Raw genomic sequence first — 26,737 nt, 5'->3', positions numbered from 1 at the left:
AGCAAGTCTGGAGCTGACCGCAAGATAGTCCGGGAATCGCACGTTCAGCTGAACCTTCCGTGCGGTTCCCGGCCACCTTCGGGGGACGACCTCCGGCTAGGTTAACGTCATACACATTGCGGAATCGAGGTGAAGCGTATGGTATACCAATCCATCCTGAGCAAGGTGGGGAACACCCCCTTGGTTCATATGCAGGATGCAGGGCTTGAGCAGGTCAAGCTGTACGCAAAAATGGAAGGATTCAATCCGACAGGAAGCGTGAAAGATCGAAGCGCGGCATACATACTCGAAAAGCTGCTCCGCAGCGGAACGATTAACCAAGATACCATTTTGATCGAGTCGTCTTCCGGTAATTTCGGGGTGGCCTTGTCCTCCTATTGCAAGAGCCTGGGCCTGAACTTCTGGTGTGTCGTCGACCCGAATATTTCACCGGAAAATGAAATGATCATCCGGCGGCTGAGTGACAATCTGATCAAAGTAACGGAGCCCGACCACAGCGGCGGCTACCTGCTGACCCGGATCGCCGTCATACAGCGGCTGTTACGGGATCTGCCCAATTGTTACTGGATCAACCAGTACGGCAACCCGCTGAACGCCGAGGCTTACTACAACTCCTTAGGGACAGAAATTTGCGAGCAGCTTGAGGGGATCGACTATGTGTTTCTCGGTGTCAGCTCGGGAGGGACCCTGGCAGGCACTTCAAGGAAGGTCAAGGAGCGATACCCGAAGGCTCAGATCATTGCCGTCGATATGCAGGGCTCGGTCATATTCGGAGGTATACCCCGCAAGCGTCATATCCCCGGTATTGGCTCCAGTATGGTGCCGGATATCTTGAAGCAAGCGCTGTATGACGACGTTATTCTGGTTGACGAGGTAGCGACCATCGAGCATTGTCACCGGTTATTAACTAAACATTACATGTACACGGGAGGCTCCTCGGGCTCCGTATATGCGGCGGTCAGACATTATTTCGCGGGACGCGTGTTCCCCGAGCCGCCGAATGTGGTGATGATTTTCCCCGACAGGGGCGAGCGCTATGCCAGTACGATTTACAATGAGGCATGGTGCGACTCTATCTACGACCAGGTAAACAAGCTGGAAACGGTATAGCAGCCGAAGTCAACAGTTAACAATCTGCAGGCTGCAGTCGGAGCGAGCCGTCTAAAACCCGCTCTATAGATGAAGGAGATGCTGGGATGCTCTATTTGAACGAAGGTCATGTAATGGAAATGCATGGAGATTGGGAGGAAACGGTCTCCGTTATCGAAGAGACAGTCCGCTATCTGGAACAGGGGGATTGCGTGCAGCCCGTCAAGCCTTATCTTCGCTTTCGCGATCCGGCCAATCGGATTATTGCGATGCCCGCGTTTGTCGGGGGACAGATGAATGCGGCAGGGATCAAGTGGATCGCCAGCTTTCCCGGCAATGTGGATAAGCATTTGCCGCGGGCCAGCTGCGTCGTCATCCTGAACCATGCGGATACGGGAGAGCCCAAGGCCATCATCCATACGGCATTGCTCAGCACCATCCGCACCGCTTCGGTGACCGGGAGTGTGATTCGGGAGTATGTCCGGCATCGGCCCAAGGCTGCGTACAACCTCGGAATCACAGGCTTCGGGCCGATCGGGAGGCAGCATCTGCAGATGGCGATGTCGTTATGGGGAGAACGCATCGGGAAGGTCAAGCTGTACGATCCGAGACCGATCGACATCCGGCTTATTCCGGAGTCCTACCGCGATAAGGTCGTCGTAACGGATAGCTGGCAGGATGCCTATGAAGACGCTGATTGGTTTATGACGTGTACCGTTGCCCCGGAGCCTTATATCGACCGACGACCCAAGGAGGGCGCGCTGCTTCTGAATATTTCGCTGCGCGACTTCAAGAACGACGTGTTCCCCTATGTACGCGATACGATCGTCGTCGACAGCTGGGAGGAGGTGTGCCGGGAGAAAACGGACATCGAACGGTTTCATCTGCAGGAGGGACTTCAGCAGACGGCCGTTCGCTCGATAACGGATCTGATCGTGGGGGGCTGTATGGAAGCATTTCCGGCGGATGCCCCGATTATGTTTAATCCGATGGGTATGGCTGTCTTCGACGTGGCGATCGCTACTTATTTCGTCAATAAAGCTTTAAGGGATAATGTCGGGCACATGCTTCCGGCCTAACGGAAAAGCCCGTTATGTCCGGTCGGTCGACCGGAGCATAACGGGCGAGTTCTGTGCGATGGCTAGACGGCCACTTCGGTCGATTGCGCATGGGAGGGCTGGATACTATCGGCGGTAAAACGGCGTACCGAACGAATCATCAGCATAACGGCCCCGCAGCCGATGATTAAAGAGCCGGCCAGCAGGAACAAGGTTTCGATCCGCAGTTGCAGCGCCAACGAGGAGCCGATCAAGCTGCCTAGCGGGATCGCGATATTGGACATGGTCGTCACGGAGGACATGACCCGTCCCATCATCCGCTCCTCGGTCAGCAGCTGGATAAAGCTCATCTGAAGCACATTCACTACCCCCGAACAAAGCCCGAACAAGGCGATGGAGATGACCTTCCAGCCGATAGCATGCGGCAGCACGAAGAAAAGCATGAGAGCCAAGCCGCTGCCGATCCAGAATAAGGATATGTTCATGCCGGTCTTTTTGATCGAATTCGTCATCAGCGCGCCGATAATCATCCCGAAGAAGAAGGCCACATAAATGGCGCTGTAATAGAAGGCGGAACCGTAGGATTCGCCCAGCGAAGGCAGCGCAATGATCAGCAGGGCGATGGAGAAATTGGCGACTAGATTGAGCAGCATTAAGACCCGAAGGAACAGATTCCCCCATAGAAAATGCAGGCCCTCTTTGATCTCGGCCATGTAGGAGGCAGGAGAGGAAGACGACGAACCGCTGCTGGCATCTGTACGGCTGGGCTTCCCGGCTTTCATGCGACGCGTGAGGAGAAAAAATAGGATGGACCCGGCGAGCATGGCGCCCGAAGCCACGTAAAACGACTGGCTGGCTCCTATCCAAGCGACCAGGGTTCCCCCGAGGAGAAAACCGATAAGGTTGATCAATTGATCGGAGGAGGAGACCAGGGCATTGCCCTGGACGAGCTTGTCCTTATCCTCCAAAATTTGCGGAATCAGCGACATATTGGCCGGGTAGAATACGGCTGCGAACAGCGAAGCTACCAGAACAAGAACGAGAATGATCGAAAAGGAAAGCAGGCTTTGGCCGGTCAGCACAGGGATGAAGAGCAAGATGATCCCTTGGGCCAGGAGTGCGACACCGGATAAGGCAGCTGCCGAGATCCGGTCGATCAGCGGTCCGAAGGCAAAGCTGAAGACGGCGGCCAGGGACAAAGCGGTGAACGTAAATCCGGTAAAGGCCGGTGAATGGAACGTCGTTTGGACGATCCACAGCAGCGCGATGAAGTAGATGCTGTCCGCAAAGTTGGCCAAGGTGCGCGAGGTGAAGAAGGAAAGAAAGTTAGCGTTTCTCAGAACCTGCATCATAATCGGGAACCCTCCTTCCCTTAAGCGGATAGCTTAGGATTGGATTTGGCCTTGGCCCGTCTCACCGCTCGTCCGATGAAGGCCGCGATGGTACATAGCAGCATGGCCAGCAAGCCAAGATTCAAAGCGAGATGCGGAGGGGCCAGCGGACTTGGCTCAATGCCGCGGAGATGGTAGCCGACGTTGTCCCATACCCAGCCGATTGTTTGCAGAACGGCGCCGAGCATAATGCCGTACAAAGGCCAGGAAGGGATCTTGCCTTGTCGCTTCAGCAAGAGGGCGGTGATGAAGAGAAGAGGCGCGCCGACCAGGTCCATATAATGCGCCGGGGGGATGAAGAAAAGCTCGTCATATCCGTACTTCTCGTGATAAATCGTGTCCCAGACCACTCCCGAAATTTCAATACCGACACCAACCAGTAACATCCAAATCATACATGTTCCTCCCGACAAAATAGTGGATTGCAAGTTCATACTATATCAAAACAATAGGAAATGTAAACATTTTCTTCAATTACATAATACTAACAAATGGAGCTCTTAGACGGAAAGGAGGCATTTATGCTAGCAGCGATAAAAAAAGACATCCGGGCCGCCCTCTCCCGGGATCCCGCCGCCAAGTCGGCATTCGAAGTGGTTTTGGTCTATTCGGGCTTCCACGCCCTGCTGCTGCATCGTATCGCTCATCGATTGATGAAATGGAACTTCCGACTGACTGCCCGCATCGTGGCTGCCCTCTCCCGTGCGCTGACGGGAATCGAGATTCATCCCGGAGCCGTAATCGGCGAGGGCGTGTTCATCGACCACGGCATGGGCGTCGTCATCGGAGAAACCGTGGTGATCGGCGATCATGTTACGATCTACCAAGGGGTTACGCTTGGCGGGACGGGCAAAGACGTCGGAAAGCGTCATCCCACAATCGGCAATCATGTGATCATCAGCTCGGGAGCGACGGTGCTGGGGCCTTTTACGGTAGGCGATTACTCAAAAATCGGCGCAGGCTCGGTCGTGCTTCACGAGGTGCCCCCGCACAGTACGGTCGTAGGGATTCCCGGGAAGGTCGTACGGCGAGGAGGCGAGCAGATAGGCGATCGCTCCTCATCGGCCGATCTTGATGCGGACAAGCCGTTCGGACCTGCTCGGGAGAAGCTGGAACAAATGACCGGCCAACTGGAGCTGATCGAGAAACGGCTGGCCGAGAAGATCGAAGTATTGGAGCAAAAAGTTCAAGAGCTTGAGAAAGAGCTGCTCGTGGAGAAAGTGAGGTAGGTAAACGATATGGAGGTTGAACGTACAAGAACCACGGCTGCCAGACGAACATTCCCGGCCGCAGTCGTTGTCGCGGTCGTCGTCGTAGCCGTATGGCTCCTACGTGGCCGTACCGACGTGATTCCGCTGATGGCCGCAGGCGTGCTGCCCGCTTTGGCCTGCTACGGCTTCTGGCGATGGGTAGGGCGCAAGCTCCATAATAAGCAGCGGGTCAAGGGCAGGAGCAGTACCGTTTGGTCGCTGTTCGGCGCCGGATCGGGGATTGTGCTCGGGTGTCTCCTGCCGATCGTATTACCGGCCTTCGAGCTGCCGAAGCCGGGAGGTCCGTTTGCAGTCGGGACGACAGAACGCCTGGTGCTGACGGATCGCGAGGAACCGTTCTCCTCCGATCCCGCAGATCGGAGGCAGCTCCTCGTCCGATTCTGGTATCCGGCCGAAGGGGAGGGCGGCGACCGTATCCGCCGGGAGCCGTATCCCCAGGAAATGAAGCGCGCCTTGCAGGCGAACACCCGGCTCCCCGCGTGGCTGTTCTCCCAGCTGGATAGCGTTCAGACGCATGCCGGAGAGGACCTTCCGCTATCGAAGGCCCAGGAGCGTTATCCGGTGCTTCTCTTCTCGCACGGAGCTACCGCGTCCCGGTTTCAAAGCTTGTTCCAGGTCGAAGAGCTGGCCAGCCATGGTTATGTCGTAGCATCGATCCAGCATACGTATATGGCTGCGGATACCGTGTTTCCCGATGGCCATGTCGCCCCCTACCACGGGGGCCCCGACATGCTAAGCAGCGAGGAGAGTGCCGAGCTGATCGGGATTCGGGCTGCGGATGCAAAGTCGGTGCTGGATCAGCTGCAGGTCTGGAACCGGCAGGATGAGGCTGGGCAATGGAGCGGCCGGCTTGACTTGGATAGGGTCGGTATCCTGGGACATTCCGACGGCGGATCGACGGCCGTGGAGGCGCTCGCTCTCGATCCTCGGATCAAAGCCGGACTGGACATGGACGGCGCTCCATACGGTCAGGTGCTGCAAGCGGGATTGTCCCGGCCGGTCATGTTTATGATGGCGTCCGGGACCTGGTATGGCATCCAGCAGCACGTAGGACAATCCGGAGGAACGGCGAATCAGCAGCGGGACGCCGTCACGGCTTATTATGCTAATTTCTTGGAGCATGTGGAGCGCGTGTACACCGGCGCCAAGACCGACGCTTATCGGATAATTTTGCCAGGTACGCATCATCTCAGCTTCAGCGATACGGTGCTTTATTCACCGCTGCTGGCGTTGGAGCGGCCCGCTGGCGAAATCCATGCGGAGATGAACCGGTATACGCTGGCATTTTTCGACCAGTATCTAAAGGGAGAGCCGTCAAATCTGCTGCAAACCGCCGGTCCGCATGGACCCGATGTACGATTCGAGGCTCGGATCCAGCCTTAATGGAACACTTACGCCTGCACATGAATATCGTTTGACTAAATTTGAATCGAATGGATGGGAGGGCTTGAGGTGACTGACTTCACTTCCGGTACATATGACTTGACGCACCCACAGAAAAGGATTTGGTATACCGAAAAAACATTCCCCGGAACAAGTGTCGCGACGATAGGCGGCATCGTCCATATCCAAACAGAAGGGCTGGACGTACAGCGGCTGATCGCTTCCATCCGACACTTATTCCGAACGAGCGATGCTCTTCGGCTTCGATTTGCAGAGACGGATGGCATACCGCATCAGCACCTAACGGACGAGCTTGACTTGCCTATAGAGGTTGTAGATTTTACCGGGAGCGGGAAGGAAGCCGCCATGGCATGGGCCCGAGAACAATTCCGCATTCCACTGCCGATTACCGGTTCCCGGCTATGCTCCTTTCAGCTCGGTCTGCTCGGAGGCGATCAGGCGATGCTTCTGCTGAAGCAGCATCATCTGATCTCCGATGGCCATTCCATGGTATTGACCGTGAATCGGATCCTAGATACGTATCTTGAACTGCAGCATGGCGTGGAGGCGGTAACGGAGCCGGGGCCGAGCTATCTGGACTTTCTCGATAGCGAGCGGCAGTATGAGGCGTCTCCCCGATTCGAGAAGGATCGCCGGTTTTGGCTGGATACATTCAGCGAGTTGCCGGAGCCGACCCTCTTGAAGCCCTATGATCTGTATACGCCGGATATTGAGGCAGCCAGATACAGCTATGAGGTGCCCGGGCCGGTGTTCGAACAGCTGAAGCTGTTTTGCTCAGAGCATCGGACGAATATGCTAACCGTATTTTTAGCTGCCTTCTACGTGTACCTGTATAAGGTGACCGGGATGGAGGATCTGGTAGTCGGCACGAATATCCTGAATCGCACGAACAGCAAGGAGAAACAGACGCTGGGCATGTTCACCAGCACGACGCCGGTAAGGATGAAAGTAGAGTCCGGGATGAATTTCGCCCAATGGGTCGAATTGCTTGCCAAGGAACAGAGCCGTCTGATCCGTCACCAGCGCTATCCGTTCGACTTGCTGTTTACCGAGCTCAAGGAGCGGAACAGCGGGCTGGACCGGCTGTTTCATATTCTGATGGAGTACCAGGTGATGGATTTTGTCCGCAAGCCTGGGATGGAGTGCAGGATAGAAGGTTTATTTGCCGGAGCAGAGGCTTTGGATATGGCTATTCACATCAAGGAACATGTCGGGACAGGCGCATTGCTTCTGGATTTTGATTACCACACCCAAGTGTATGCCGAAAGCGAAATAGAGCAGCTGTGCGGCAGACTGCTGCAGCTGATCGGGGATGCGATCGCCCATCCGGACCGGAAAGTGACGGAGCTGCGGATGGTTGGCGAGCAAGAGCGCCGGCAGGTCTTGCATGCGTTCAATGATACGGCGCGGGATTATCCGAAGGATCGGTTGATTCATCAGGGGTTCGAGCGGAAGGCGGCTGAGACGCCGGATCATCCCGCGATTATCACGGATCATGAAACGGTGTCCTACCGGGAGCTGAACGAACGGGCTAACCGGATCGCCCGCTGCTTGCGGGAGACCGGCGTCGGGCCGGGCACGCATGTCGGGCTGCTCGTCTCCCGTTCGGTCGGGATGATCGCGGCGATGCTCGGTATTGCTAAGTCGGGAGGCGCTTATGTTCCGATGGAGCCGTCAACGCCGACAGCGCGGATCGAGCGAATCATGAACACGCTCGGCGCGACGCATCTGGTGACCGAACGCCCGCTGGAGACGGTATCGGCGGCGCTGTACGCGTCCTGCCCGGCCCTCTCCGCCGTGCTCTTCGTCGATGAAGCGGAGTCCATGCTTACAGGCTACGAAGGAGGAGACCTGCCTGCGGCGGCGGAGCCGGATCATACGGCCTATGTGATCTTTACCTCCGGCTCGACCGGGGTGCCGAAGGGAGTTATCGTCGCTCACAGGACGGTATCCAATCTGATCGATTGGGTGAACCGTACGACCGAGATGGGCGCGGACGACCGGCTGCTGTTCGTGACGTCGCCGACATTCGACTTGTCGGTCTATGATGTATTCGGCCTGCTGACGGCCGGAGGGACGATTCGTCTGGCCGGGGCGGACGAGGTGCGGCAGCCGGACCGGCTGCTGCAGCTGCTGCTCGGGGAGCCGATCACGTGCTGGAACTCGGCGCCGGCGGCGCTTCAGCAGCTCGCGCCGCTGCTGCAGGCCAAGCCGGGGACGACGGGAGGCCGGCTGCGGCTCGTGCTGCTCAGCGGCGACTGGATTCCGTTGAAGCTGCCGGGCGTGCTGAAGGAAGCCTTCCCAGGCGTGCGCGTGCTGGCGCTGGGCGGCGCGACGGAGGCGACGGTATGGTCGAACGTGTTCGAGGTGGACGAGGTGCGCCCGGAGTGGGCGAGCATCCCTTACGGGAAGCCGATTCAGAATGCGCGCTACTATATCCTCGACCCGGGCTTGCAGCCGTGTCCGATCGGCGTGCCGGGAGAGCTGTATATCGGCGGCGACTGCCTGGCGGTCGGCTACGATGACCCGCAGCTGACGGCGGAGCGATTCCTGCCTGATCCATTTGCGGCGGAGCTTGCAGGCGAAACCATCGCGCACCCACCGCGCATGTACCGGACAGGCGACCGGGCAAGGTGGATGCCGGACGGCCATATCGAGTTTCTCGGGCGGATCGACCATCAGGTGAAAATCCGGGGATACCGGATCGAGCTGGGCGAAATACAGGCACAGCTGGTCAAGCATCCTTCTGTCCGAGAAGCGATTGCGATCGACCGTCAGGATGAAGCAGGGGAGAAGTATATATGCGCCTATCTCGTCATGGAGGAGAACGTGACGGTCAGCGAGCTGCGCGGTTTCCTGGCAGATGCGCTGCCGGACTATATGATCCCGGCCCACTTCGTACGGCTGGAGGGGATGCCGGTCACGGCAAACGGCAAGCTGGACCGCAAGGCACTGCCCGAGCCGGACGGAAGTGTGGCCAGCGGTACCGTCTATGTGGCGCCCCGCAATGAGGTGGAAGCGAAGCTCGCTTCCATCTGGGAGGAGGTGCTGCAGCGGCAGGTAGGGATAAAGGATGATTTCTTCAAGCTGGGAGGCCATTCTCTTCTGGCGGCGCGGATGGCGGCGCGCGTCTATCAGCAGCTGGGCGTCGAGCTGCCGCTGCGCATCCTGTTCGTGCACAGCAGATTGGAGCAGCTGAGCGAGTATGTGGCGCTAGCCGGCGGTTCTGGCTACTCTGCGCTGACACCTGCGCCGATTAGCGAGAATTACCCGCTTTCGTCCGCGCAAAGAAGATTATTCATTGTCAGCCAGATGGAGGATCTGGGAACGGCTTACCATATGTCAGGTGTGTTCCGGATAGAAGGCGAAGCCGATCCCGAACGGCTGGAGGGAGCTTTTGCACAGCTCATTCGCCGTCATGAAGCGTTAAGGACAAGCTTCGATTGGGAGGACGGAGAGCCGGTTCAACGGGTTCATGATAGAGTGGCGTTTCGCCTGGAAAAGCTGGAGGCAGGGGGGGAGCTGAGGCAGCAAGCTGATGCTTTCATCCGTCCTTTCGACTTGAGAATGGCCCCCTTGCTGCGTGCGGCCTGGGTAAAAAATGAGCCGGGCGTGTCCTATTTGCTGTTCGACATGCATCATCTGATTTCCGATGGCGTCTCGATGAATATATTAATGAAGGAACTGGCCATTCTCTACGAAGGAGGGACGCTGACCGAGCTGGCGCTGGGGTATAAGGACTATGCCATATGGCAGCAGCGGCTGCTGAAGGAGGAGCGTCTGTTAAGGCAGGAGCGGTACTGGTTGGAGCAATTTTCCCGCGATATTCCGGTATTGAATATGCCGACCGACCGTCCGAGACCGGCCGTTCAGAGCTTCGGGGGAGATTCTCTAACATTTGCAGCAGGAGCATCCCTAACCGGACAACTTCAGCAGCTGGCGGAACAGCAGGAGGCAACGCTGTTCATGGTGCTGCTGGGGGCTTACCAGGTGCTGCTGGCCAAGTACAGCGGTCAAGAAGACATCGTGGTCGGATGTCCGGTCGCCGGCAGATCCCACCCGGATCTGGAGCCGATCGTCGGAATGTTCGTCAATATGCTGCCGCTAAGAGTCTACCCTTCCGGTAAGCTGACTTTTACCGAATACTTGCAGCAGGTGAAAGCGTCGGCGCTGCTAGCGTTCGAGAATGAAGAGTACCCGTTCGAGGAGCTGGTTCAACGGCTTCATCTCCAGCGCGAAGCGAGCCGCAATCCGTTGTTCGACACGGTATTTGCTCTGCAGAATCTGGATGTGGACGGGATTGCCGCAGGCGGCCTCACGTTGAAACCATCGCCCTTGCAAAGCGGTCACGCCAAGTTCGATCTGCTGCTCGAAGCCTCCCTTGGAGGAGAAGGATTGACCTTCACGCTGGAATACCGGACCAGCCTGTTCGATGCTGCCACAATGGAACGACTGGGCGCTCATTATATCCGGCTGCTGCAGCAGCTGGCGGAGGAGCCCGGCCGGACGCTTGCGGACATGGAATGCCTCACAGAAGCCGAGAAGGCGCAGTTGCTTGCTTTCAACAACGTGAGCGTTGGCGATGCGGAGGATACCCTGGTGTTGAACGAATGGTTTGAAGAGCAGGCAAGGCTTCATCCGGCGAACATCGCCCTCGTCCACGGCCGGGAGCAGCAGACGTACGGGGAGCTGAACGAAAGAGCGAACCGGCTGGCCCGCACCCTTCGCGCACGCGGAGTAGGACCCGACAAGCTCGTCGCGCTGCTAACAGACCGTTCCATCGATATGATCGTCAGCATTTTGGCTGTCCTGAAGGCAGGCGGCGCTTATGTCCCGATCGATCCGTTATACCCGGAGGAGCGCATCCAGTACATTCTGGAGGACAGCGGGGTCGACCTTCTGATAACCAACGGGAAGCGGAACGTTCCCTCCGGGTTCAGGGGGACTTGTCTTCGGACGGATGACCCGTCCATCTATGACGGGGGCGGAACTAATCTGCAGCCGGTATGTAACCCCGGACATCTGGCTTATGTGATCTATACATCGGGCACGACCGGACAGCCGAAAGGCACGATGATCACCCATGCGGGAGTCCAGCGCATCGTCAAGCATCCCGGCTATGTCGACTTTACGCGGGAAGACCGGATGCTGCAAGCGTCGAACTATGCATTCGACGGCTCGGTGATTGAGATTTTCGGAGCGTTGCTGAACGGAGCGCAGCTTGTGCTCGTCGATGCCGAGGTCATAACGGACCTCTCGCTGCTGGCCCAGGTGCTTGAGAAGCACGCGATCACGATCCTCTTCTGTACCACCGCTTTGTTCAACGCCCTTGTCGAGGAGTGCCCTCATCGCTTGACAAGCTTGCGCAAAATGATGTTTGGCGGAGAAAAGGCATCCGTCCATCATGTCCGCAAAGCCCTTGGCCTGCTGGGTCCGGACCGGCTGGTGAACCTGTACGGACCGACGGAAACGACCGTATTGGCGACGGCATATGAAATGAAGAGCCTAGAGGAGGCGGCAGTCTCTATCCCGATCGGCAGACCGGTTCAGCAAACCCGGCTGTATGTCGTGGACCGTCATGACAAGCTGGTGCCGATCGGAGTTCCGGGCGAGCTATGCGCGGCTGGCATCGGACTATCGCGCGGATATTGGCAGCGGCCTGAACTAACCGCGGAGAAGTTCGCGCCGTGTCCGTTCGAGCCGGGAGAGAGGATGTACCGGACAGGCGATCTGGTCAGGTGGCTTCCGGACGGAACGCTGGAATATCTGGATCGTCTGGATCAGCAGGTGAAGGTGCGCGGCTTCCGCGTCGAGCTGGGCGAGATCGAGAGCCGGCTGCTGGAGCTGGACATGATTAAGGAGGTAGCCGTAACGGCGAACAAGGATGCCAACGGCCAGACGATGCTGTGCGCCTATATGGTTGCCGATCGCGAATGGACGGTTGCCGGGCTTAGGGCAGCCCTGGCTCAACGGCTGCCGGACTATATGATTCCGCATGTTTTCATGCAGCTGACGCGTATCCCGCTAACGGCGAATGGAAAGGTAGACCGGCGAGCGCTGCCCGAGCCGGACCTTCAGACAGGCGGCGCCAAGTTCGAGGCCCCCACGACGCTTGTCGGGGAGCTGCTGGCGGATATTTGGAAGACGCTGCTCGGCGCGGAGCGGATCGGCGTTCACGATCACTTTTTCCATCTCGGCGGCGATTCGATCAAGGCCATTCAGGCGGCTGCCCGGCTTCAGAAATTCGGTTATAAGCTCGGGGTCAGAGATTTCTTTGCCTACCCGACAATCACCGAGCTGGAACCGCGCGTGCAGAGGCTGACGGTTATCGCTCCGCAAGAGCCTGTCGTAGGGGAACTGGTGCCAGGCCCGGTACAAAGCTGGTTTTTCGAGCGAGCCTTTGCCGAGCCTCATCATTTCAATCAATCGGTGATGCTGTTTAGAGAAGAAGGCTGGAATGAAGCGTACCTTCAGACCGTGTTCCAACGGCTTGTTGTGCATCATGACGTGCTTCGAATGAGATGTGTGCGTGCGGGAAGTCATTACCGTCTGGTCCAGCAAGGTATCGACGAGGCCGAAGTTCGGACATGCTTTACCCTGGAGACCGCTGCCGTAGATGCCCGTCACAAGCTTGAGCAGATTCGCTTGATGGCTGACGAACAGCAGGCAGGTCTAGATCTTGAGCAAGGTCCGCTTCTGAAAGCGAAGCTGTTCCATGCGGATGAAGGCAGCTATTTGCTCATCGTCATTCACCATCTGGTCGTGGACGGGGTGTCATGGCGCATTCTGCTGGAGGACTTGGCAGAGGGATATGACCAGTCCGTAAGGGGGGAGCCGGTTAGCTTCGCGGCCAAGACGCATGCCTATCAGGCCTGGACAGCTGCGCTGAACAGGTATGCCTCGAGCGAAGAACTGCGGAGTGAGTTAGCTTATTGGCAGCGAATGGAGTCGAAGCCGTATGCGTTGCTTCCCCGCGATCTGCCGGATTTCGATGCGTATTCGAACACAATAGGGCTGGCCCAGGAATGCTCCTTCACGCTGACAGCCGAAGAGACCGAGGACCTGCTTAAGCATGTGCACCATGCCTACCATACGGAAATAGAAGATGTGCTGCTCGCCGCCCTCGCTCTGGCCGTGAAGGACTGGGCAAGAGATGAGCGGGTGCTGGTGCTGCTCGAAGGACATGGCCGGGAGCCGCTTTTCCCCGAGCTGGACGTGTCGCGTACGGTCGGCTGGTTCACAAGCCAGTATCCCGTCATGTTGGAGCTCGATAGCTCCCGTCATCCGATTATCTCGGTGAAAGAACAGCTTCGGTCCGTACCGTCGAAGGGAATTGGATATGGCGTGTTAAAGTATATGGCTCCTGCGGAGGTTCGGGACAGCTCCGTCTTTGCCATCGAGCCGGAAATCAGTTTTAACTATCTAGGTCAAATCGACCAGGAGTCGGTTACCGGCGGTTTTGTCCTGTCGGATGCCCCGATGGGCTGGCAGATCAGTCCAAATGCGGAGCGGATCAGTCTGATCGGGATTCATGCGGTCATACAGAAGGGGCGGTTGACCGTCAAGATCGATTACAATCCGTATGTTTTCCAGCGGGTGACCATGCATACCTTTGCGGAGGGGTATCGGCGCCATCTGACAAGCCTTATCCGGCATTGCTTGACGAAGAAGCAGTCAGAGCTGACCTCCAGCGATGTGAGCTCCGAAGAAATCACACAAGAGGATCTGGAGGATCTGTTCAGTCTGCTCTCCGACTAAAGTCCTTCGGGTATAGAAGCCGGAGGCACAATACAAGATGCAGCTTATTCATTGAGACGAGGTGACGATGCGTGAAGTGGACCAAGGATCAAATCAAGGACGTGTATCTGCTCTCGCCTATGCAGCAGGGCATGCTGTTTCATGCGTTGATGGACGAGCAATCGCTGACGTATCGCGAGCAGATCATGCTGAAGATGCAGGGTGAAGTCGATATCGACCTGCTGCAGCGCAGCTTTCAGAAGCTGACGGACCGGCACGACATGTTCCGTACGGTGTTCGTCTATGACCAGGTTAACAAGCCTATGCAGGTTGTACTTAAGGAGGCGGAGTTTCCTGTCATCGGCAGCGAGGATTTAACCGATCTGGACCCCGAGTCGCAGCAGGAGAGGATCACTTGGCTGAAGCGGATGGATTTGCAGCAAGGCTTCCGTCTGAGCGAGGAGGTGCTGATTCGCATCAAGGTGCTCCGTACCGGGGCAGAGGAATACTTGCTCATGTGGAGCTTTCATCATCTTATCCTCGATGGCTGGTGCCTCGGGATCTTGCTTCGGGAGCTGCTGGCCATCTACGGGGCCTTGAAGCACGAGGAGCCGATCCGTCTGGAGCCGGCTCCCCGCTTCAGCACCTACATGAAGTGGCTGGAGAAGCAAGATGCTGCGGCTGCCCGCTCTTACTGGACCGGCTACGTCCAAGGCTACGACCAGTTGGCCGCTCTCCCGAGGCGCTTCGGCGTCCGGGAGGGCGACATCTACGAGCAGCGGGAATACAGCTTCCAGTTGGACGCTGAAGTAACGGGGGCGTTAAGGGAGCTCGGCTACCGATATCAGGTTACGATCAGCACCCTTATCCAGACGATGTGGGCCGTGCTGCTGCATACCTATACCCATCTAGACGATGTGATGTTCGGCGCCGTCGTCTCGGGCAGGCCGGCTGATGTGCCGGGGATCGAATCGATGCTCGGACTCTTTATCAACACGATTCCGGTACGGATGCGGATGAATGGGGAACTGCCTTTCGCCGAGCTGCTCAAGCAGGCAGGCCGCAATGAGCAAGCCTCGGCGGAGTACGACTATTATCCGCTATATGAAACGCAGTCGGCCAGCTTGATGAAGCAGGGATTGATCGACCATATCCTCGTATTCGAAAATTTTCCGCTGGAAGGAGCCATGGGAGGGGGTACTCGGGAAAGGATCGGCTTTGAACCTGTCGAGGTAGAGGCTTTCGAGCAAACCAACTATGACCTTAACGTGCTGTTCGTTCCGGGAGAACGGCTGGGTGTGAAGCTGTTATACAATGCAAACGCGTTCGATTCCGATTTCTTCGAACGGCTGGAGGGCCATTTCGTGAAGCTGGCGGAGTCCGTCGTGACCGATCCATTGGCGAAGATCGGGAGCTGCGTCTTGCTCCGGGAAGAAGAATACCGGCAGATTGTGCATGCGTTCAACGATACGGCGCGGGACTATCCGAAGGATCGGTTGATTCATCAGGGGTTCGAGCGGAAGGCGGCCGAGACGCCGGATCATCCCGCGATTATCACGGATCATGAAACGGTGTCGTACCGGGAGCTGAACGAACGGGCTAACCGGATCGCCCGCTGCTTGCGAGAGACCGGCGTCGGGCCGGGCACGCATGTCGGGCTGCTCGTCTCCCGTTCGGTCGGAATGATCGCCGCAATGCTCGGCATCGCCAAGTCGGGAGGCGCTTATGTTCCGATGGAGCCGTCAACGCCGACAGCGCGGATCGAGCGAATCATGAACACGCTCGGCGCGACGCATCTGGTGACCGAACGCCCGCTGGAGACGGTATCGGCGGCGCTGTACGCGTCCTGCCCGGCCCTCTCCGCCGTGCTCTTCGTCGATGAAGCAGAGTCCATGCTTGCAGGATACGACGGAGGAGACCTGCCTGCGGCGGCGGAGCCAGATCATACGGCTTACGTGATCTTTACCTCCGGCTCGACCGGGGTGCCGAAGGGAGTTATCGTCGCGCACCGGACGGTATCCAATCTGATCGATTGGGTGAACCGTACGACGGAGATGGGAGCGGACGACCGGCTGCTGTTCGTGACGTCGCCGACGTTCGACTTGTCGGTCTATGATGTATTCGGCCTGCTGACGGCCGGAGGGACGATCCGACTGGCCGGGGTGGACGAGGTGCGCCAGCCGGACCGGCTGCTGCAGCTGCTGCTCGAGGAGCCGATCACGTGCTGGGACTCGGCCCCGGCGGCGCTTCAGCAGCTCGCGCCGCTGTTGCAGGCCAAGCCGGGGAAGGCGGGAGGCCGCCTGCGGCTCGTGCTGCTCAGCGGCGACTGGATTCCGCTGAAGCTGCCGGGCGTGCTGAAGGAAGCCTTCCCGGGCGTGCGCGTGCTGGCGCTGGGCGGAGCGACGGAGGCGACAGTATGGTCGAACATGTTCGAGGTGGACGAGGTGCGCCCGGAGTGGGCGAGCATCCCTTACGGGAAGCCGATTCAGAATGCGCGCTACTATATCCTCGATCCGGGCTTGCAGCCGTGTCCGATCGGAGTGCCGGGAGAGCTGTATATCGGCGGCGACTGCCTGGCGGTCGGCTATGATGACCCGCAGCTGACGGCGGAGCGATTCCTACCCGATCCATTTGCAGCGGAGGCGTCAGGTTTTGGTAATTCCTTGCCGCATTCAGCAGCTGCAGAAGCGGCAGCGGCTTCTGAGCTCGGCGGCAGGAACGCACGCTCACCGCGTATGTACCGGACAGGCGACCGGGCAAGATGGATGCCGGACGGTCATATCGAGTTCCTCGGACGGATCGATCATCAGGTGAAAATCCGGGGTTACCGGATCGAGACGGGCGAAATTCAGTCGCAGCTGGTCCATCACCCATCTGTCCGGGAGGCGATCGTCATCGACCGTCAGGACGAGGCGGGGGAGAAGTATTTATGCGCTTATTTGGTAGCCGAGGAGGAACTGACGGTCCGGGAGCTGCGCGGCTTCCTTGCGGATTCGCTGCCCGAATACATGATTCCTTCGTATTTCGTCAGGCTGCCCTCTATGCCGGTCACGGCCAACGGCAAGCTGGACCGCAAGGCACTGCCGGAGCCGGACGGAAGCATCGGCAGCGGTGCGGCTTATGTTGCCCCGCGAAATGAAGTCGAGGCGAAGCTGGCGGCTATTTGGCAGGAAGTGCTGCAATGCGAGGTCGGGGTACAGGATCATTTTATTGAGCTTGGCGGTCATTCGATCAAAGCGACGATGCTCATCGCCCGCATACATAAGCAGCTGCAGATTTCGCTCCCGATCCGTGCCGTGTTCCATTATCCGACGATCGAGGAGATGGCCCGGCTTATCCTGCAGACCGAACGGAGGGAGCTTCCGGATATCGAGCGGCTGCCGCAGGCCGCCGCCTATCCCGCCTCCTCCGCCCAGCGGCGCATGTACATCCTGCAGCAGCTCGAAGGCGGCCAGTCGGGGTATCATATCCCCGGAATATTCGAGGTCGAGGGCGAGATGGATTTATTTCGGTTCGAGCGGGCCTGGCATCAGCTGATCGAACGTCACGAGTCGCTTCGAACGTCCTTCGAGATGATAGAGGGCGAGCTCCTGCAGCGCGTTCACGCCCAGGTCGATTTCCGTATCGACTATGAGACGATCGATCATTCGCAGCTTTCGACCAGGATTGCCGCATTTTTCCGTCCTTATGACTTGTCTCAGGCTCCGTTGATGCGTGCTGGACTATTGTCGATCTCCCGCACAAGGCATATCCTGCTGTTCGATATGCATCATCTGATAGCCGACGGGGAATCCATGCGAATCTTTGCCGAGGAGTTCGTGAAGCTGTACGCGGGCGAGAGGCTGGAAGAGCTGAACGTTCAATATAAGGACTATGCGGCTTGGCAGCAAGGCTATCTGCAGTCGGAGGAGATGGAGAGGCAAGAAGCTTACTGGCTGGATCGGTATCGGGAGCTGCCTTCCTCGCTCCGTCTGCCGACGGACTTTCCGCGACCTGCGGAGCGCAGCTTTGCCGGGGAGAGCTTTCGCTTCCGTCTGAATCCGGAGCTGACGGCCGCTCTCGTCCGGCTCGCCGAAAGGACGGACGTCACGCTGTACATGCTGCTGCTGTCTGCGTATTTCATTTTGCTGCGCAAGTATGCCGGACAGGAGGACATTGTCGTAGGCACGCCGTCAGGCGGACGCCCCCATCCGGATACGGCTCCGCTTATCGGCCTCTTCGTCAATACGCTGGCCATCCGCAGTCAGGTGGAGGACGAGCTTCCTTTCCTTCACTATGTCAAGAAGGTCCGAGAGCTGGCTTTATCGGCTTATGAGCACGCGGATTATCCGTTCGAGCTGCTGGTCGAGCGCTCCGGCGCCGAGCGGGATCTGAGCCGCAATCCGTTATTCGACACGATGTTCACGCTGCAGACCGATCCGCCGATGCTGGACATCGCAGGCTTAACCTTCAAGCCGTATGAGTTTGAAGCGAAGATGGCTCAATTCGACTTTACGTTCGAGGCCATACAGCATGCTCATCATATCGAGGTCCATCTTGAATATAGTACAGATCTTTTCCGAAGAGAAACGATCCAGCGGATGGCCGATCACTACAGCTGCCTGCTCGAGTGTATCGCTTCTGAGCCTTATTGCCGGATCGACCGGCTGGATATGGTGACGGAGGCGGAGAAGCGCGAGATCCGGACCGTCTTCAACGCGACCGAGACCGCTTATCCTCAGAATACGACCTTCTTGCAGCTGTTCGCGCAACAGGCAGAGGCGAGTCCGGAGCGCATAGCCGTCCGGTATCTGGATCGGGCACTGACCTACCAAGAGCTTGACGAACGATCCGGACGTCTAGCTGCCGCGCTTGTTGCCCGAGGGGTCGGGGTCGAGAGCATCGCAGCCGTCATGGCCGAGCGGTCCGTCGATTGGGTGGTCGCCGTTCTTGCCGCCTTTAAGGCGGGGGCGGCCTTTGTCCCTATCGATCCCGCTTACCCGGCAGAGCGAATCGAGCATATGCTGCGAGACAGTCAGGCAGCTATCCTGCTTACCCAAAGCGCTCTGCTCCGCCGGTCGGAAGGGTTTGCAGGCAAAGTCCTGGACCTGGACGCGTATGAAGCCTATGCGGAAGGACCGATTGCCTGGGATCCTCGGCCGCATCCCGACCGGCTGGCCTATGTCATCTATACGTCGGGCACGACAGGAAAGCCGAAGGGCGTCATGGTGGAGCATGGCAGCTATGCCAATCTTGCCTTTGCTTACCGGGATGCCTTTGCCATGGACACCTTCCCCGTGACATTGCTTCAGCTTGCCAGCTTTTCGTTCGATGTGTTCCTCGCCGATCTGGCACGGACGCTGACGAACGGGGGCGAGCTGGTGCTATGTCCGGAGGACGTCAAGCTGGATCCGACACGTCTGTATGAGACGATCCGGGCGCACCGGATCACGGTGCTGGATATGCCTCCTGCGCTTGCCGTCCCTTTCATGGACCATGTGTTTGACCACGGACTGGAGCTCGGGGACCTGAAGCTGCTCGTGATTGGCTCGGACAGCTGCCCCGCAGAGGAATACGGACGCCTGCTTGCGCGCTTCGGCTCAAAGCTTCGTATCGTCAATTGCTATGGCGTAACGGAAGCGTGCGTCGATACCAGCTATTACGAGGAGACGGCCGATCGATTCACAAGCGTCGGTACGGTGCCCATCGGCAAGCCGTTCGCCAACATGCGGATGTACGTCGTGGACAATTCGCTACAGCTGCAGCCGGTAGGCGTGGTGGGCGAGCTTTGTATAGGAGGAGCCGGTGTCGCTCGCGGATATCTGAACAAAGCCGAGCTGACCGCCGCTGCGTTCCTGGAAGGTCCGTTCCATCCGGGAGGGCGCCTCTACCGGACGGGCGATTTGGCCAAATGGCGGGAGGACGGTCAGGTGGAATTCGTCGGACGCGCCGACGACCAGCTGAAGATCCGCGGCTTCCGCATCGAGCCGGGCGAGATCGAATCCGCGCTGCTTGCCCATCCGGGCGTCAAACAGGCTGTCGTCATCGCGCTTGATGAAGCGGGGACAAAAGCGCTGTGCGCCTATATCGTCGCTTCGGCCTTGGAGCTCAGCGAGCTGCGCGACCATCTGAGAGCGCGTATCCCGGAGCACATGATCCCGTCCTACTTCATGTGCATGGAACGCCTTCCCCTTACGTCCAACGGCAAGGTGGATCGCAGGGCGCTGCCGAAGCCGGACGGACAGCAGCTGCGTTCAGCCGAATACGTGCCTCCACGTTCCAAGGCGGAGCAAGCAATTGCCGAGATATGGAGGGAGCTGCTGCAGGTAGAGCTTGTCGGGCTGCAGGACGATTTCTTCGCGCTCGGCGGCAATTCGCTGAAGGCTGCACGCATGGCTTCGCTTGTCTCGACAAAGCTTGGAGCCGAGCTGACGCTGAGGACCGTCTTCCAACAGCCTACCCTGCGGCAATTGGCGGCAGCGATTGACCGGGGCGTAGACAATTCCTCCAAACTGCCCACGCTCTGGAATGAGCCTGGTCATCCTCCGTTGTTTTGCTTTCCGCCGCTATTCGGTTATGGCTTCGTCTTCCAGGAGCTGGCGGCCTGCTTAAGCGGGGCATACAGCTTGTACGCCTTCGATTTTGTGGAGGAGGAGGACCGGATTGCCCGGTATGCGGATGAGATGATGGCTCTTCAGGAGCAAGGGCCGTGCTGGCTGCTCGGCTATTCCGCAGGGGGGAATCTGGCCTTCGAGGCGGCTGCTGAGCTTGAACGCCGAGAAGTCCGGGTAGCCGGGATCATCCTGCTGGATGCGATCCATCGGGAGCCGTCCGTTCGTTCGCAGGCCGATATCGACGATGAAATCCGGATGCTGCTGCAGGAAGCGGCCAGCCGCTACGGCTTGGATCCCGGCGACGCGCTGATGCGGGAGCGCGAGCGGCTTATCGGCACATACGCGCGCTATGCAGAGTCCCTGGTTCACCGGGATCGTATCCGCGCGGAGCTGCACGATATCCGTTCGGAGGAACGGGATTTGCAGGGCACGGCCGTCTTGCCTTGGTCAGTATCGACCTATGGTCCATCGATGGACTACGCTGGGGCGGGGGCTCATCTGGATATGCTGAGTCCGCCGCATGTGGCTAGAAATGCGGAGAAAATACAAGCCATTCTTCAAAGAATTCCGGCCGCCGGTCTGGTCGGTACGGGGGAAGTGCGATGATTCGGATTCGCGGACTGACGCAGACCTATGCGGGTCAGCCGGTTCTGCACGGCCTTGAGCTGGATCTGGCCCAGGGGGAGTTCGTATACCTCCAGGGCCCTTCCGGCTCCGGCAAGAGTACGCTGCTGCGCATCTTGAACCGGCAAATCGAGCAGTACGACGGCGAGATCGCGATCGGCGGGCAGGAGCTCAGGAGCATCCCGCGTTATGCGGTACGCCGGCTGGTGGCCACCATCCATCAGAGCTACGAGCTGATTGAGCGAAAAACGGCTCTCGAGAATGTGACGCTCGCCGGCGAAGTCCTCGGCCGGGACCCGAAGTCTACACGAAAGGCAGCGGCGGACTTCCTGGATAAGGTCGGGCTCGGCGGGAAGGAGGCGTTGTTTCCCCGCCAGCTCTCGGGCGGGGAGCAGCAGCGGGTGGCAATTGCCAGAGCGCTGCTGAACGGTCCGTCGGTGCTCCTCGCTGACGAGCCGACCGGCAATCTGGACCATGCGAATGCCGTCCGAATCGTCCGCTTGCTGCGGGAGCTCAATGAAAGCGAAGGAACGGCTATTCTGATGGTGACCCATTCCGATGAACTGATCCGGGAGTTCCCGTCCCGAACGGTATATATGAATGGAGGAGTTCTTCATGCGCATGCGCTGGACGCTGGCTAATTATTACATCCGGGATGCGCGTGACGGCATCCGGCGCAATCCGGGCGCATCGCTTGCGGCTGTGCTGCTGATCGCGATCACGCTGACGACGGCGGGGCTGCTGCTGCTGCTCCGGGGCGGGGTCCAGGAAACGGTTCAATACCTCGAATCGCAGGTCAAGATCAAGCTCTTCCTCGATCCATCCGTTCATGCGGAGCAGATGAAGGAGCTGCTTAGCTCCCGATCCTGGGTGAAACGGGCGGATGTGGAGACAAAAGCGGATTCGCTGGATAGGCTGAAGCGGCTTTTCTCAGGAAAGGAACATCTGTTCCGATCCTTCCAAAACCAAAATCATCTCCCGGACATGATCACGCTGGAGCTTGCCTCTCCGGAGCAGGCATCATTAATTGCAGACGAGCTGGCAGGCATGCAGGGGGTCACGGACGTCATATTCGCCCAGAAATATGCGGAGGCCGTGCTGTCGTGGTCGGACCGGTCCGAACGATATGGGATTGTTCTTCTGCTCGTTCTATCGTTCTTATCGGCGGCAACGGTTACGATCGCGATTCAGCTCGCCATGTATCGCCGACAGAAGGAGATCCGGGTAAAGCTGCTGCTTGGCGCGAAGGATACCCATGTACGGGGACAGTTCTTACTGGAAGGCGGGCTGCTAGGTCTGCTCGGAGGTCTGCTCGCCAGCATCCTCGTATACTTGGTTTATGACTACGCCTATTCGCAGCTGACGGCCAGCTTTGGATCGGTGTTCAGCTACAGGAAGGGCTGGATTGAGCTGGTCTCGGCCGGTATTCCGCTTGCAGGAATGTTAATCGGCCTGGCCGGAAGCATGACGGCGACAAGGCGGTGGCTGCATGACTAGAAGAAGCGGAAGGACGATATGGGCCGCCTTACTGCTGGGCCTGATGTTTGCTCCCGCGGTATATGCTCATGTCAGCGGGGTGTTCGGGGATTACTTGGCCGGATCGGAGAATCCCGGAGTGACCGAGCGGCTGCTGGCCGATCTAGCGGACAGTAAAGCCGAGATGGAACGGTTGAACCCGCAGCTGGCAGGCATGCGGGAGGATTACGAGCTCAAAGCAGGGGCGCTTAAGGATAAGATGGGTCTCTACCAAGCGATCGGCATGGATACATACCTGCAGTTCATGCTGGAGGGGGAGGATGCGTTAGACCTGTTCGCCGGCATGCGGCTGTTGGAGCGCGAGCTTGAGGGCGATGTGAGGCAGCTTGAGCTGCTCTATGCCGAATACGCGCCGATCCAGGCTATTCAAGATTCGCTCTCCCTTCACGGCAAGCTGCTGGAAGTGATCCGGGGCAACCTTGAGGCCAGGGAGAGAACCATGCAGGAGGCCGAGGCTCTTGGCTCGGGGCCGCGCCGTAGCGTAGCGGATTATCTGAGTATCGGCGAATGGATCGGCAGGCTGCTGACGGAGGAGCGGGAGATCGATCCGCTAACGCATCGCCTTGACGAGATATGGACGCAAAATATCGGCTATTTATTGGAGCTGCGGGAGGATGAAGAACGACTGAGGCAGAGGCCGAACGCATTCATCACCCGAAAAACGCCTGTGTCTCCATACACCCTGGAGGATCGGCTGCTGAATGACGCCAGTCCATTGACTTATTACTTTTTGACGGATCATGCTTATGTTCATCTGGTGCGTAACAGCGCCGATCTGCTGCTGATCGGGACGGTGCGGAAGGATGGAGAGCGTGTTGCTTTGGAATTTGAAGCAGCCTTCTTGAACGGCTTCGCGGTTCCGGAGACGGTGCTTCGGAGGCTGAAGGGCTTCCAACTGGATTATGCCAGGCTTCATCCCGCTGCCGGTGAGTTTATCGTAGAGCAGACGAACGGAGCCATTGTCATTCAACCACAGGAGTATCTGAAGGAATAAGATGGGAGAGGTGCTTGTCATGCTGAGAGTTTGGATCGGGACGCTGCTGCTGGTAATGCTCGTGATTCCGACAGGGCTAGCCCATGTGGAGAATGAAAAAACGCTTTATGACGATATCGAAACGTCCAAGGCGCTGGAGGATATCGTGTACCTGCGCGGAATGGGATTGATCGCAGCGGAGGCAGGCGCCAAGCTATACCGGCCGCTTGCACCACTGCGGAAGGCAGATCTGGCCTATTGGGCAGGCATGTACCACGGCTTCGGCGCCGAAGGGAAAAGTCCGGAGCAGGTTCGGGAGGAAGCGATGCGCCGCGGGCTGGTGGATGCGCTAGAGGGAGACGCCACGTATGCCGATGTGAGCAGGGCTTATGCAGAAGGAAAAGCGTCTGCGCCCGACCCGGACGCCAAGCTGACTCGCGAAGCGTTTGCGAGTTATATGAGACGATTGGTGCAAGATCCTGCTGAAGGCAAGGCTTTGGCGGAACGGATCGGTTATAAGGCTGGGCCATCGGGCGTCATCGAGCAGGTGATCGAAGGGAAGGAAGGGGAAGGCTCCTCTGCCTATTCCACCTACAAGATCGTCGTTGGCGGACAGGAATATGTGCTTAGCCAACATCCGAAGGCCTTGTTCGGCCCGACGGATCTTAAGCAATGGCAGGGGAAAACTCTCGAGGAAACATGGTTGTCGGGTGCGGAAGCGGGTAAACCGGAGCTGCAGATACTTAAGCTGGCTAAAGGGCAATTCAGCAGCGAAGCGATCGCGGCTTCCTCGGGCGGGCATGAGCATCATGGCGAGCACGGGGAGCATGCGGACGGGCACGAGGAGGCGAAGCGTATCCCCTATCTGCCGATAGCCGCTGTGCTGCTCGGCGCCGCGGTCGTCCTCTGGCTGCGGCGGAAGCCGGCTACGCCGAGGGAGGAGAGCTAAGCCATGACTGCTCCTTATGAGCTTCACCGGCTTCGGGTCGTCTCCGGCAGACTGGTCAATTATTGCTATGTCATCGTGGACCGGGCAACAAGACAAGCCTGCGTCGTCGATCCCGCCTGGGATCATGCTGCCGTAACCGGCAAGCTGGATGAGCTCCAAGCCGATCTGACGGTCATTCTGTTGACGCATTCGCATACTGACCATGTCCAGCTTGTCCCCAGGCTGACCAGGGAATATGCTCCTGCCGTTTGGATGTCCCGTCTGGAGATCGAAGGTTACGGCTTCCAATGCAATGGCCTGCAGGCGTTCGAGGACGGGCAGGTCATCAGGCTGGGGGCAACCACGATTACTTGCTTGGTAACTCCTGGCCACAGCTTCGGCAGCTCGTGCTTCCTGCTTTCAGGCGATCTGATGACCGGGGACACGATCTTCATCGAAGGCTGCGGCGTCTGCGCGGCTCATGGCTCGGATGCCGGCGCGATGTTCGAGAGCGTCCAGCGGATCAAATCGCTGGTTCATCCTCAGATCAGGGTGCATCCCGGCCATGCGTTCGGCGAGCTGCCCGGCCAGCCGATGCACTATCTGCATATGTACAATATGTATTTTCAGTTTCAGACGAAGGAAGAATTCATCGCTTACCGGATGCGGAAAAATCAAAATTTGTCGAACTTGCAATACGTTTGAATTAAGCTTGCAAAGCTTCCTTGCACGTGAAGCCCTCATCCGTCCATGTGACGATGAGGGCTTATTTAATATAAAAAGTATACTTGATATATTCTGTATAGTAAGTATAATATAATTATAAAGGTGGTGAATCCCATTATTCAAACATGTCCCTTTCTGGAGTATTCATTCGAAATCCTCGGGAAGAAATGGAACGGCTTGATCTTGCATTACCTTTCGTTGTGTCAGCAGCATACGGCTCATTTCTCGGATATGAAGAGGGATTTGCCGGAAATTACTCCGAGGGCTCTTTCGCTAAAGCTGGTCGAGCTCCAAGAGCATGGGTTGATTGAGAAGAACGTAACGGCGGGGACTCCTGTGAACATTTCTTATGTGCTGACAGGAAAGGGTAGAGCTTTGACTGAGGCGTTAAAGCCAATTCAGCAATGGGCGCAGCAATATAAAGACCAATAAAGAGGAGTGGATCTGATTGAAACAGATGGTTTGCGATATCAAAACGGGTGTATGCGGGGAAGTAGGAGACGAGAGCATAGAGGTTATTGATTTTAACCAGCCTCAAAAAAAGGTCGATTTATATTATGTTACGGATCCGATCTGTTCGCATTGCTGGGCATTGGAGCCTGAGCTCCGGCGTTTCGAAAAGCAATACGGGCATTATTTCACACTTCAAACCGTCATGGGCGGGCTATTGAAGAGCTGGGACGGCTTTGCCGATGTCAGTAACGGGATCGGGAGTCCAGCCGATGTAGCAGAGCACTGGAGAGAGGTCGGGGAGCATTCCCGCATGCCAATCGACGGGTCGCTATGGCTGTCCGATCCGATCCAATCCTCCTATCCGCCTTCCCGCGTGTACAAAATGATCCAACGCGAGAACGAGGAGATGGCGAAGACCTTTTTACGCCGTGCAAGGGAAGCCGTATTTGCCTTTAATCGGAATATCGGGGAGGAGAAGGTCTTGATCGATCTTGTCGATCAATTGGGTCTCGATGGAGCGAAAATCGTTAAGGAAGCGGAGGGAACGGCAGCGCAAGTGTTGCTGGAGGAAGACTTTGCACTTGCCGGATCGCTTGGCGTACGCGGATTCCCGACCGTGATTATGGTCAATGAAGAGAAACAAGGTGTCAAAATCGTAGGAGCAAAAAAACTGCATACTTACGTTGATGCGCTGAAGCAGGTGCTGCCGGGTAAGACGCTTCAAGCTCGTCAGATTCCCGACTTGAAGCAGCTCTTGGATCAGGAAAGTCTTTTGTTTGCCAAAGAGATTGAAGTCATGTACGATCTTGAAGCAACTGAGGTTGAGTCCTTCACTCAAGAAATGCTTCCGGCGGATACTTACAAGGGCCAGATCCAACTTGGAGAATTCTATATTGAAAAGCTATAAACTAGGCTTTGACCCCGATCATTTGCCCTGGAAACAGGCAACAACCT

The 26,737-nt window shown here is 57.7% G+C and carries 15 protein-coding genes; 13 read left to right on the top strand and 2 right to left on the bottom strand.

What is annotated here, in order from left to right; genetic code table 11:
- The first annotated feature begins 138 nt into the window (after positions 1 to 138).
- Both sbnA and GSF01_RS07420 read left to right on the top strand, forming a co-directional pair.
- A complete protein-coding gene (sbnA, locus tag GSF01_RS07425) occupies positions 139 to 1,110 on the top strand; it encodes a 2,3-diaminopropionate biosynthesis protein SbnA (protein WP_159882440.1) in 972 nt (323 codons plus the stop codon).
- A gap of 86 nt (positions 1,111 to 1,196) precedes the next feature.
- On the top strand, positions 1,197 to 2,168 hold the full coding sequence (locus GSF01_RS07420; protein WP_159882438.1) for a 2,3-diaminopropionate biosynthesis protein SbnB: 972 nt from the start codon (positions 1,197 to 1,199) through the stop codon (positions 2,166 to 2,168).
- 62 nt (positions 2,169 to 2,230) lie between these two features.
- On the opposite strand, the gene GSF01_RS07415 is transcribed toward GSF01_RS07420, so the two are convergent.
- Together GSF01_RS07415 and GSF01_RS07410 are read right to left on the bottom strand one after the other, a co-directional pair.
- The gene (locus GSF01_RS07415; RefSeq protein WP_159882436.1) at positions 2,231 to 3,499 is read right to left on the bottom strand and encodes an MFS transporter; all 1,269 of its coding nucleotides are present in this window, start codon (positions 3,497 to 3,499) and stop codon (positions 2,231 to 2,233) included.
- Between the two features lie 20 nt (positions 3,500 to 3,519).
- A complete protein-coding gene (locus GSF01_RS07410) occupies positions 3,520 to 3,933 on the bottom strand; it encodes a hypothetical protein (RefSeq protein ID WP_159882434.1) in 414 nt (137 codons plus the stop codon).
- 126 nt (positions 3,934 to 4,059) lie between these two features.
- Between GSF01_RS07410 and cysE the strand changes: the two genes are divergently transcribed.
- The 11 genes from cysE (at position 4,060) to GSF01_RS07355 (ending at position 26,690) form a co-directional block, all read left to right on the top strand.
- Positions 4,060 to 4,767, top strand: a complete 708-nt coding sequence (cysE, locus tag GSF01_RS07405) for a serine O-acetyltransferase (RefSeq protein WP_159882432.1) — start codon at positions 4,060 to 4,062, stop codon at positions 4,765 to 4,767.
- Between the two features lie 9 nt (positions 4,768 to 4,776).
- Positions 4,777 to 6,192, top strand: coding sequence for an alpha/beta hydrolase family protein (locus tag GSF01_RS07400; RefSeq protein WP_159882430.1), 1,416 nt, complete (start codon positions 4,777 to 4,779; stop codon positions 6,190 to 6,192).
- Positions 6,193 to 6,261: 69 nt separating this feature from the next.
- Positions 6,262 to 13,971 (top strand): non-ribosomal peptide synthetase, encoded by a 7,710-nt coding sequence (locus GSF01_RS07395; RefSeq protein WP_159882428.1) that lies wholly within the window; start codon positions 6,262 to 6,264, stop codon positions 13,969 to 13,971.
- A gap of 71 nt (positions 13,972 to 14,042) precedes the next feature.
- Positions 14,043 to 21,149: a non-ribosomal peptide synthetase gene (locus GSF01_RS07390; protein ID WP_159882426.1), complete on the top strand. Its 7,107-nt coding sequence runs from the start codon at positions 14,043 to 14,045 to the stop codon at positions 21,147 to 21,149.
- Positions 21,146 to 21,808: a cell division ATP-binding protein FtsE gene (locus tag GSF01_RS07385; protein ID WP_159882424.1), complete on the top strand. Its 663-nt coding sequence runs from the start codon at positions 21,146 to 21,148 to the stop codon at positions 21,806 to 21,808. The genes GSF01_RS07390 and GSF01_RS07385 overlap by 4 nt, the downstream gene beginning before the upstream one ends.
- The gene (locus GSF01_RS07380; RefSeq protein ID WP_235941335.1) at positions 21,783 to 22,664 is read left to right on the top strand and encodes a cell division protein FtsX; all 882 of its coding nucleotides are present in this window, start codon (positions 21,783 to 21,785) and stop codon (positions 22,662 to 22,664) included. The genes GSF01_RS07385 and GSF01_RS07380 overlap by 26 nt, the downstream gene beginning before the upstream one ends.
- Positions 22,657 to 23,697 (top strand): coiled-coil domain-containing protein, encoded by a 1,041-nt coding sequence (locus GSF01_RS07375; RefSeq protein WP_159882422.1) that lies wholly within the window; start codon positions 22,657 to 22,659, stop codon positions 23,695 to 23,697. The genes GSF01_RS07380 and GSF01_RS07375 overlap by 8 nt, the downstream gene beginning before the upstream one ends.
- A 19-nt stretch (positions 23,698 to 23,716) precedes the next feature.
- Positions 23,717 to 24,625, top strand: a complete 909-nt coding sequence (locus tag GSF01_RS07370; RefSeq protein ID WP_159882420.1) for a hypothetical protein — start codon at positions 23,717 to 23,719, stop codon at positions 24,623 to 24,625.
- A 3-nt stretch (positions 24,626 to 24,628) separates the two neighbouring features.
- Positions 24,629 to 25,309 carry an MBL fold metallo-hydrolase gene (locus GSF01_RS07365; RefSeq protein WP_159882418.1) on the top strand — a complete coding sequence of 227 codons (681 nt, stop codon included), beginning with the start codon at positions 24,629 to 24,631 and terminating at the stop codon, positions 25,307 to 25,309.
- A gap of 138 nt (positions 25,310 to 25,447) precedes the next feature.
- On the top strand, positions 25,448 to 25,762 hold the full coding sequence (locus GSF01_RS07360) for a winged helix-turn-helix transcriptional regulator (RefSeq protein ID WP_159882473.1): 315 nt from the start codon (positions 25,448 to 25,450) through the stop codon (positions 25,760 to 25,762).
- Between the two features lie 25 nt (positions 25,763 to 25,787).
- Complete coding sequence (locus tag GSF01_RS07355) at positions 25,788 to 26,690, top strand: DsbA family protein (RefSeq protein ID WP_159882471.1); 903 nt, start codon at positions 25,788 to 25,790, stop codon at positions 26,688 to 26,690.
- Positions 26,691 to 26,737: the final 47 nt, after the last annotated feature.

Source organism: Paenibacillus puerhi, assembly GCF_009846885.1.
GTDB lineage: Bacteria > Bacillota > Bacilli > Paenibacillales > NBRC-103111 > Paenibacillus_G > Paenibacillus_G puerhi.
Note: the sequence above shows the minus strand (reverse complement) of the source record. Positions and strands in the feature narration are given on the sequence as shown.